Raw genomic sequence first — 547 nt, forward strand, 5'->3', positions numbered from 1 at the left:
CCAGCGCCTCCTCGGCGTCCACCAGCAGTACGTTGGGCAGCTCGGCCAGCTCGGCTGGCAGCTCGTCGATGTGCGGCTCCACTGCCAGTACCGTCGTGTGCGGCAACGTCGCCGCCAGCTCACGCACGATCCCGACCGCCGGCGACTCCCGCAGGTCGTCGATGTTCGGCTTGAACGCGAGCCCGTAGGCAGCGACTACCGGAGTCTCGATCCCGGCGACGGCGTCGAGCACCTTGTGCAACACCCAGCGCGGCTTCGCGTCGTTCACCTCGCGGGCCGTCCGGATCAAGCGCGCTTCCTCGGGTGCCGCGTCCACGATGAACCACGGGTCGACGGCAATACAGTGTCCACCGACGCCCGGACCGGGCTGCAGGATGTTGACCCGCGGGTGGTGGTTGGCAAGCCGGATGAGCTCCCACACGTCGATTCCCAGCTTGTCCGCCACCAGGGACAGCTCGTTCGCGAAGGCGATGTTCACGTCGCGGAACGAGTTCTCCACCAGCTTGGCGGTCTCGGCGGTCTCGGCGTCCGTCAGCAAGATCTCGCC

Annotated in this window: 1 protein-coding gene; it reads right to left on the reverse strand. The window is 67.8% G+C overall.

The features are described 5' to 3' along the window. A partial coding sequence (locus ACYVJ0_RS13805) for a UDP binding domain-containing protein (protein ID WP_460818434.1) occupies positions 1-547 on the reverse strand: 547 nt, incomplete at both ends.

This window comes from Microbacterium petrolearium (genome assembly GCF_054782875.1).